At 70.4% G+C, this 8,391-nt stretch carries 8 protein-coding genes and 2 pseudogenes; 6 read left to right on the top strand and 4 right to left on the bottom strand.

The features are described from left to right. The 4 genes and pseudogenes from ABZ749_RS22870 to rfbA form a co-directional block, all read right to left on the bottom strand. A pseudogene (locus ABZ749_RS22870) lies at positions 1-87 on the bottom strand (DNA-binding response regulator); the annotation flags it as partial. A 28-nt stretch (positions 88-115) separates the two neighbouring features. Beyond that, a complete protein-coding gene (pafA, locus tag ABZ749_RS22875) occupies positions 116-1,474 on the bottom strand; it encodes a Pup--protein ligase (protein WP_030332925.1) in 1,359 nt (452 codons plus the stop codon). 68 nt (positions 1,475-1,542) lie between these two features. Continuing rightward, positions 1,543-2,166 (bottom strand): dTDP-4-dehydrorhamnose 3,5-epimerase, encoded by a 624-nt coding sequence (gene rfbC, locus ABZ749_RS22880; protein WP_357230855.1) that lies wholly within the window; start codon positions 2,164-2,166, stop codon positions 1,543-1,545. Further along, positions 2,163-3,053, bottom strand: coding sequence for a glucose-1-phosphate thymidylyltransferase RfbA (gene rfbA, locus ABZ749_RS22885; protein ID WP_355007955.1), 891 nt, complete (start codon positions 3,051-3,053; stop codon positions 2,163-2,165). The genes rfbC and rfbA overlap by 4 nt, the downstream gene beginning before the upstream one ends. An 85-nt stretch (positions 3,054-3,138) precedes the next feature. Here rfbA and rfbB point away from each other — a divergent pair, with 85 nt between their 5' ends. The 6 genes and pseudogenes from rfbB to ABZ749_RS22915 form a co-directional block, all read left to right on the top strand. Then, a complete protein-coding gene (gene rfbB, locus ABZ749_RS22890) occupies positions 3,139-4,140 on the top strand; it encodes a dTDP-glucose 4,6-dehydratase (RefSeq protein ID WP_357230858.1) in 1,002 nt (333 codons plus the stop codon). After that, complete coding sequence (gene rfbD / locus ABZ749_RS22895) at positions 4,137-5,024, top strand: dTDP-4-dehydrorhamnose reductase (RefSeq protein ID WP_357230861.1); 888 nt, start codon at positions 4,137-4,139, stop codon at positions 5,022-5,024. The genes rfbB and rfbD overlap by 4 nt, the downstream gene beginning before the upstream one ends. Continuing rightward, a complete protein-coding gene (locus tag ABZ749_RS22900) occupies positions 5,021-5,392 on the top strand; it encodes a DUF2304 domain-containing protein (RefSeq protein WP_112587313.1) in 372 nt (123 codons plus the stop codon). Before rfbD ends, ABZ749_RS22900 begins: the two co-directional genes overlap by 4 nt. Continuing rightward, the gene (locus tag ABZ749_RS22905) at positions 5,385-6,086 is read left to right on the top strand and encodes a glycosyltransferase family 2 protein (protein WP_357230864.1); all 702 of its coding nucleotides are present in this window, start codon (positions 5,385-5,387) and stop codon (positions 6,084-6,086) included. The genes ABZ749_RS22900 and ABZ749_RS22905 overlap by 8 nt, the downstream gene beginning before the upstream one ends. Continuing rightward, a complete protein-coding gene (locus tag ABZ749_RS22910; RefSeq protein ID WP_357230867.1) occupies positions 6,083-7,393 on the top strand; it encodes a polysaccharide biosynthesis protein in 1,311 nt (436 codons plus the stop codon). The genes ABZ749_RS22905 and ABZ749_RS22910 overlap by 4 nt, the downstream gene beginning before the upstream one ends. After that, positions 7,390-8,073 (top strand): annotated as a pseudogene (locus tag ABZ749_RS22915) (glycosyltransferase family 2 protein); the annotation flags it as partial. The gene ABZ749_RS22910 and the pseudogene ABZ749_RS22915, both read left to right, overlap by 4 nt. Between the last annotated feature and the right edge of the window lie 318 nt (positions 8,074-8,391).

Raw genomic sequence — 8,391 nt, forward strand, 5'->3', positions numbered from 1 at the left:
GACGGCGTCCCGCAGGGCGTCGGGCGGGGTGTCCTTGAGGAGGAAGCCGGCGGCGCCGGCGCGGATGGCCTCGAAGAGGTACTCGTCGCAGCGCGTCGACGGGGCCGGCAACCGGTCACATGCTGGCGATCAGCCGCTCCACCCGTTCGTCGTACGCCCGGAACGGGTCCTTGCAGAGCACTGTGCGCTGCGCCTGGTCGTTGAGCTTCAGATGCACCCAGTCGACGGTGAAGTCCCGGCGCTTCTCCTGGGCGTGCCGGATGAACTCGCCCCGCAGCCGGGCCCGGGTGGTCTGCGGCGGGGTCTCCTTGGCCTCGAAGATCTCCGGGTCGGTGGCCACCCGGTCGACGTCGCCGCGGCGCTCCAGGAGCCCGTAGAGGCCCCGGCCGCGGCGCACGTCGTGGTAGGCCAGATCCATCTGCGCCACCCGGGGGTGCGACAGCGGCAGGTCGTGCTTGCGCTGGTAGCGCTCGATCAGCCGCAACTTGCTGACCCAGTCGATCTCCCGGGAGACCGGCTCCAGGTCGCCGGTCTCCACCGCGTTGAGCACCCGGCCCCACAGCTCGACGACCCGCTTGGCGGCCTGGTCGCCGCCGCGTCGCTCGACGAACTCGGTGGCCTTGGCGAGGTATTCCTGCTGGATGTCCAGGGCGCTGACCTCCTTGCCGTTGGCCAACCGCACCTTGCGCCGGCCGGTGATGTCGTGCGACACCTCCCGGATGGCCCGGATCGGGTTCTCCAGGGACAGGTCGCGCATCACCACCCCGGCCTCGATCATCCGCAGCACGATGTCGGCGGTGCCGACCTTGAGCAGCGTGGTGACCTCGTTCATGTTGGAGTCGCCGACGATCACGTGCAGCCGCCGGTAGCGCTCGGCGTCAGCGTGCGGCTCGTCGCGGGTGTTGATGATCGGACGGCTGCGGGTGGTCGCCGAGGAGACGCCCTCCCAGATGTGCTCGGCCCGCTGCGAGAGGCAGTAGACCGCGCCGCGTGGGGTTTGCAGCACCTTGCCGGCCCCGCAGATCAACTGCCGGGTGACCAGGAACGGGATGAGCACGTCGGCGAGCCGGCCGAACTCGCCGTGTCGGGAGACCAGGTAGTTCTCGTGGCAGCCGTACGAGTTGCCGGCCGAATCGGTGTTGTTCTTGAACAGGTAGATCTCACCCGCGATGCCCTCGTCGTGCAGCCGCTTCTCCGCGTCGACGAGCAGGCCCTCCAGGATCCGCTCGCCGGCCCGGTCGTGGGCGACGAGATCGGTCACCGAGTCGCACTCCGGTGTCGCGTACTCCGGATGCGACCCGACGTCCAGGTAGAGCCGGGCCCCATTGCGTAGGAAGACATTGCTCGACCGGCCCCAGGACACCACGCGACGGAACAGATACCGCGCGACCTCGTCCGGGGACAGCCGCCGCTGCCCGCGATAGGTACAGGTGACGCCGTACTCGGTCTCGAGGCCGAAGATTCGCCGCTCCATGGTGTGACATTAGCCGCCCGGAGGCCCGGTTCGTCACTGTCAGACCACAGGTCGTGCCCCGAGCGCGGTCACATACCGGTTGAGTGCGACATTCCGTCCGGACCGAGGCTCGCCACGAACCGCCGGCAGCTGTCGTACTCCGGAAGCAGACCCCGCTCGCGGACCTGCGCCAGAGTCGGCGCCGCGTCGTCGCGCGCGGACAGCAACGGGACATCGGCGGGCCACTCGATGCCCAACTCCTCGTCCAGCGGGTGCACGGCGTGCTCGCCGGTCGGGTTGTAGGTGGTCGAGCAGAGGTAGCTCAACGTCGCGTCGTCGGTCAACGCGCAGAACCCGTGCCCCAGCCCTTCGCTGAGGTAGACCGCCCGACGGTCGGTGTCGTCCAGCCGGACGCCCTCCCAACGACCGAAGGTCGGCGAGCCGACCCGCAGGTCCACGACCACGTCGAGGACAGCGCCCCGCACGCACGTCACGTACTTGGCCTGCCCGGGCGGGACGTCGGCGAAGTGGACGCCGCGCACCACGCCGCGCGCGGAGACCGACAGGTTGGCCTGGGCCAGCCGGAGCGGATGCCCCACCACCTCGGCGAGCCTGTCGAAGCGGTACCACTCCATGAACATGCCGCGCGGGTCACCGTGCTGCTGGGGGATGATCTCCCAGGCGCCCTCGATGCTCAGCTCCCGGATCTTCACCAGGAACCCCCGTCGTTGCCGGCCTGATCGCTGAGCAGACCGAGCAGGTAGGTGCCGTAGCCGCTCTTGGTCAGCGGCTCGGCCAGCGCGCGCAGCTGCGCGTCGTCGATCAGGCCGGCCCGCCAGGCGACCTCCTCGATGCAACCGATCTTGAGGCCCTGCCGCTCCTCGACCACCCGGACGAACTCGGCGGCCTGCATCATCGAGCTGAACGTGCCGGTGTCCAGCCAGGCGGTGCCCCGATCCAGCACCGTCACCGCCAGCTCCCCGGTCTCCCGGTACACCTCGTTGACCGCCGTGATCTCCAGTTCGCCGCGGGCGCTCGGGGTGAGCTTGCGGGCGATGTCCACCACCCGGTTGTCGTAGAAGTAGAGGCCGGGAACCGCGTAGCGGGACTTCGGCCGGGCCGGCTTCTCCTCGATCGAGAGAACCCGACCATCGGCGTCGAAGTCGACCACGCCGTACTCCTGCGGGTTTGCCACCTGATAGGCGAAGACCCGCCCGCCGACCAGGTCACTGTGGTCCGCGAGCTGCCCGCCCAGACCCACGCCGTGAAAGATGTTGTCGCCGAGGACCAACGCCACCGACTCGGCGCCGATGAAGTCCGCGCCGAGGATGAACGCCTGCGCGATGCCCTCCGGGCGCTCCTGACTGACGTACTCCAGCCGCAGCCCGAACTGGCTGCCGTCGCCGAGCAGCCGACGGAACTGGTCCTGATCGTCCGGAGTCGTGATCACCAGGATCTCCCGGACCCCGGCCATCACCAGGGTGGAGAGCGGGTAATAGATCATCGGCTTGTCGAAGACCGGCATCAGCTGCTTCGAGACCGCCCGGGTGATCGGCCAGAGCCGGGACCCGGTGCCGCCGGCAAGTAGGATTCCGCGCATCGGGGAAGCCTAGCCGCACCCGGGCACGTCGTGCGGGGGTCACACACCGGGCGCCGCCCCGCCCGTCGCGTATACTTCCGGACCCGTGAGGATCCTCGTCACCGGCGGAGCCGGATTCATCGGGTCGGAGTACGTTCGCCTGCTGCTGGGCAAGCCCCTCGGCAGCGCGGAGAGCGTGCCGACGCTCGAGCCGGCCGTCGTGACCGTGCTGGACAAACTGACCTACTCGGGCAACCTGGCCAACCTCGAGCCCGTCCGCGACGACCCGCGACTGCGTTTCGTGCAGGGCGACATCTGCGACCCGGTGGTTGTCGACGAGGCGGTGGCCGAGCACGACGTGATCGTGCACTTCGCCGCCGAGTCACACGTCGACCGTTCCATCGCGGGCGCCGCGCCGTTCGTCACCACCAACGTGCTGGGCACCCAGACGCTGCTCGACGCGGCGCTGCGCCACGGCACCAGACGATTCGTGCACGTCTCCACCGACGAGGTCTACGGCTCGATCGACGAGGGCTCCTGGACCGAGACCTGGCCACTCGCCCCCAACTCGCCGTACTCGGCGTCCAAGGCCGGCTCCGACCTGCTCGCGCTGTCGTACCACCGCACCCACGGCATGGACGTGGTCGTCACCCGCTGCTCCAACAACTACGGCCCGTACCAGTTCCCCGAGAAGGTCATCCCGCTGTTCGTCACCAACCTGCTCGACGGTGGCACCGTCCCCCTCTACGGCGACGGCGGCAACATCCGTGACTGGCTGCACGTGCACGACCACTGCCGGGGCATCGCCCTCGTCCAGCAGAAGGGCCGTGCCGGTGAGGTCTACAACATCGGCGGCGGCACCGAGTTGACCAACAAGGAACTCACCGGCCTGCTCCTGGACGCCTGCGGCGCCGGGTGGGACCGGGTCGTCCCGGTCACCGACCGCAAGGGCCACGACCGCCGGTACTCCCTCGACATCACCAAGATCAGCGAAGAGCTCGGCTACCACCCCAGCATCACCCTCGACCAGGGCCTCGCCGACACCGTCCGCTGGTACCGGGACAACCGCAACTGGTGGGAACCCCTCAAGTCCGCGCCGACCGCATGACCCGACTCCTCGTCACCGGCGCGGGCGGGATGCTCGGCCGGGACCTGGTCGCCGTGCTGGGTGCACGACCCGACCTCAAGGTGACCGCCGCCACCCGCGCCGACCTCGACATCACCGACCCCGCTGCGGTCCGCACCGCCGTCGCCGGGCACGACCTGGTGATCAACACCGGCGCGTGGACCAACGTCGACGCCGCCGAGGCCGACGAGGCCGCGGCGACGGCCGTCAACGGCCACGCCGTGGCCAACCTGGCCGCGGCATGCGCCACCGACGGGACACGGCTGATCCAGATCTCCACCGACTACGTCCTCGCCGGCAACGCGGACACCCCGTACCCGGAGGACGCGCCCATCGCGCCGGTCAACGCCTACGGCCGCAGCAAACTGGTCGGCGAACAGGCCGTCGCGCGGCTGCTGCCCGACACCGGGTACGTCGTGCGCACCGCCTGGCTCTACGGCGCGCACGGCCCGAACTTCGTGGCCACCATGCTCCGACTCGCCACCCAGCACGAACACCTCGACGTGGTCGACGACCAACACGGCCAACCCACCTGGTCGTACGCGCTCGCCGAACGGCTCGTCGCGCTCGCCGACGCGGCGCTGGCCGGTCACGCGCCGCCCGGCGTCTACCACGGCACCTGCGCCGGGCAGACGACCTGGTACGGGTTGGCGCGCGCCGCGTTCACGCTGGCCGGACTGGACCCGGACCGGATCCGACCCACCACCAGCGACCGGTATCCACGTCCCGCACCACGGCCTGCGTACAGTGTGCTAGGGCACAACCGCTGGGCAGCCGTGGGTCTACCCCCGCTTCCAGACTGGCACAGCGCCCTGGTTGACGCGTTCCACTCCCCCGCTCCACCCGCCCCGTGGAAGGTCGCATGAAGCTCACCCTCGTCACCGGCCTGACCGGCCTGCTGCTCCTCGGCACCATCGTCGAGCTGTTGCGCCGCCGTCAGCTGCGCGAGAAGTACGGCATGCTCTGGCTCGCCGTACTGATCATTGTGATTCCGCTGTCCCTTTTCCCCCGGCTGCTCGACAACGTCGCCGAACTCCTCGGCGTCGCCTCCGGTGTCAGTCTGGTGCTCTTCCTCGGCATCGTCTTCCTGCTGTTGGTGTGCGTGCACCTGAGCTGGGAGGTCAGCGCCCTGGAAGAAGAGACCCGCACCCTGGCCGAAGACTTCGCCCTGCTCCGCGCCGAGATCGACGCGGACCGGGCAGCCCGAGACGAACTGGTGTCGACCGATGGTTAACGGCAAGCGCACATTGATCATCATCCCGGCTCTCAACGAGTCGGGCTCGATCGCCGACGTCGTCGGCGAGGTCCGCGGCGAACTGCCCGGCGTCGACGTGCTCGTCGTCGACGACGGCTCCACCGATCGCACCGCCGCCGTCGCCGCCGCCGCCGGTGCCCTGGTCGCCAAACTGCCGTACAACCTCGGCGTCGGTGGGGCCATGCGCCTCGGCTACCGCTACGCCCGTGACCACGACTACGACGTCGCCATCCAGATCGACGCCGACGGCCAGCACGACCCCCGGTACGTGCCGAAGCTCGTCGACCTGCTCGAAGACAACGACCTCGTCATCGGCGCCCGCTTCGCCGGTGAGGGCGACTACAACGTCCGCGGCCCCCGCCGCTGGGCGATGGTCATGCTCTCCGCCGTGCTGTCCCGGGTCGCCCGCACCAAGCTCACCGACACCACCTCCGGCTTCCGGGCCGCCAACCGGCGGGTCATCGAGATGTTCGCCGGCTGGTACCCGGCCGAATACCTCGGCGACACGGTGGAGACCCTGGTGCACACCGCTCGCCGCGGCTTCCGCATCCGCCAGGTGCCGGTCGCCATGCGCAAGCGGATGGCGGGCACGCCCAGCCACTCCCCCGCCAAGGCGATGGTCTACCTCGGCCGCGCGTTCGCCGTTCTCACGCTGGCGCTCATCCGCCGGTGATCCGACGGCTACTGAGCCTGGTCCCGCCCGGCACCGTCGCTGTCGGTGCCGGGCTGGCCCTTCTCGGGCTCGCCTCCTACGTTCACCTCGCCGTCGCCGGCCACAGCCTCAGCCAGGCCGACTACTCGTCCCTGTCGGTGCTCTGGTCGATCGTGTTCACCCTCGGCATCGGGGTGTTCATGCCGATCGAGCAGGAGGTCGCCCGGGTCGTCGCCGCCCGACACAGCCAGGGGCTGCCGCCCGGCCCGGTGCTGGCCCGCGGCGTCACCGTCGCCGCCGTGATGCTCGCGGTACTGGTGTTGGCCGTCACCATCGGCCGTCAGCCGCTCGCCGACAAGCTCTTCGCCGGTGACGGCAACCTGGTCACCGTGCTGATCGGCGCACTCGCCGCGATGGCCGTCGCCTACGCCACCCGTGGCGTCCTCTCCGGCCTGCAACTGTTCCCCTGGTACGGCGCTCAACTCGGGATCGACGGCGGCCTGCGGATCATCATGGTGGCCCTGCTCGGGCTCGCCGGAGTGACGTCGCCCGTCTGGTACGGGCTCGTGCTCGTCGCCGCCCCCCTGGTCAGCGTCCTACTCACCCTGCCGCCGGTGCTGCGCGCCATCGGCGGAGGCCCGCCGGTCGCCTGGGCCACGCTGCTACGCGGCCTCGGCCTGCTCACCGCCTCCAGCCTGCTCTCCCAGGTCGTGGTGAACATCGGGGTGATCAACGTACAGCTGCTCTCCCCCTCCGACGCGGCAGCCGCCGGCGCACTGCTCTCCGCCCTCGTGCTGGTCCGCATCCCCCTGTTCGTCTTCGGCTCCCTACAGGCGTCACTGCTGCCCGGCCTGGCCACCACCGCCACCACCGGCGACCAGGCCGGCTTCCACAGCCTGCTGCGCCGGGCGCTCGGCATCGTCACCGCGCTCGGTCTCACCGGCGCCCTCGGCGCCGTGCTGCTCGGCCCATGGTTGGTCGGCACCCTCTTCGACGCACCCGGCGTTCTCGGCCACGGCGACTTCGCCTGGCTGGCGGCCGCCACGCTCGCCTACCTGTGGGCGATGGTGCTCGGTCAGGCCCTGCTCGCCCTCGACCGGCACCGCGCCCAGGCCCTCGCCTGGACCGCCGGCGTCGCCGCCCTGATCGCCGTGACGCTGATCCCGGCTCCGGTCACCCTGCGAGTCGAACTGGCGTACACCATCGGCTCCGTCATCGTGGCCGCCACCATGGCGATGCTGCTGCGCGGCGGCTTCAGCCGACCCACCACCCCCGCCCGGCCGCTCGCCGAGGCCGTTGCCCCTGCCGCATCCGGAGGCATCCGATGACCCGACCCCGGGTGAGCGCCGTCATGCTCGCCTACGGCCCGGAGCCCTACCTCGTCGACGCCGCCCAGGCGGTGCTGGCCAGCACCGACGTCGAGGTCGACCTCATCGTCGTCGACAACGGCTGCACCGGCGACGGCATCGACATCGTCAAGGGCCTGCCCGGGGTACGGGTGATCCGACCGGAGGAGAACACCGGCTACTCCGGCGGCTGCCGGGTCGGCGCCGCCGAAGCCACCGGTGACTGGCTCGCGTTCGTCAACTCCGATGCCGTCGTCGCACCCGACGCCCTGGCCAAGACCACCGCCGTGGCCGCGGAAGCGGGCGTAGGCGCGGCCATGGCGTCCATCCGGTTGGCCGACACCCCCGAGCTGATCAACACCAGCGGTAACCCACTGCACTTCACCGGCCTCTCCTGGGCCGGCGGCAACGGCGAACCGGCCAGCAACCACGCCGAGCGGCGGGTCGTTCCCTCCCTCAGCGGCTGCTGCTTCGTGATCAGCCGGCAGCTCTGGCGCGAACTCGACGGCTTCGCCGCCGAATACTTCGCCTACCACGAGGACACCGAACTCAGCCTGCGACTGTGGCAGCGCGGACTACGACTGGAGTACGTGCCGGACGCCGTCGTGCGCCACCACTACGAGTTCTCCCGCAACGCCCTGAAGCTCTACCTGGTCGAGCGGAACCGACTGGTCACCCTGCTCACCGCCTACGAGGCGCGGACACTCGTGGTGCTCGCCCCGGCGCTGCTGCTCACCGAGGCCGCCATGCTCACCGCCGCGGTCGCCGGCGGCTGGTCCCGGCAGAAGCTGCGCGGTTGGGGCTGGTTGTGGCGCAACCGCGACTGGGTTCGCGGGTCCGCTGGACGACGACTTCGAGCTGCCCGACTACGCGGAGCTGCGAACCAGCCCGTTCGGCATGCCCGGCGTACACCTGGCCACGCCGAACGAGTCCGAGGTGCGTGAGCTGGTCCCCGCGCTGCCCGGCGCGTCCCGACTGGC

The sequence above is a fragment of the Micromonospora sp. NPDC047753 genome, from assembly GCF_040642735.1.
GTDB lineage: Bacteria > Actinomycetota > Actinomycetes > Mycobacteriales > Micromonosporaceae > Micromonospora.

Coding starts and splice junctions, on each gene's coding strand:
- ABZ749_RS22905 (WP_357230864.1), top strand. CDS start 5,385: ATGGTTAACGGCAAGCGCACATTGATCATCATCCCGGCTCTCAACGAG.
- rfbD (WP_357230861.1), top strand. CDS start 4,137: ATGACCCGACTCCTCGTCACCGGCGCGGGCGGGATGCTCGGCCGGGAC.
- ABZ749_RS22900 (WP_112587313.1), top strand. CDS start 5,021: ATGAAGCTCACCCTCGTCACCGGCCTGACCGGCCTGCTGCTCCTCGGC.
- rfbA (WP_355007955.1), bottom strand. CDS start 3,053: ATGCGCGGAATCCTACTTGCCGGCGGCACCGGGTCCCGGCTCTGGCCG.
- pafA (WP_030332925.1), bottom strand. CDS start 1,474: ATGGAGCGGCGAATCTTCGGCCTCGAGACCGAGTACGGCGTCACCTGT.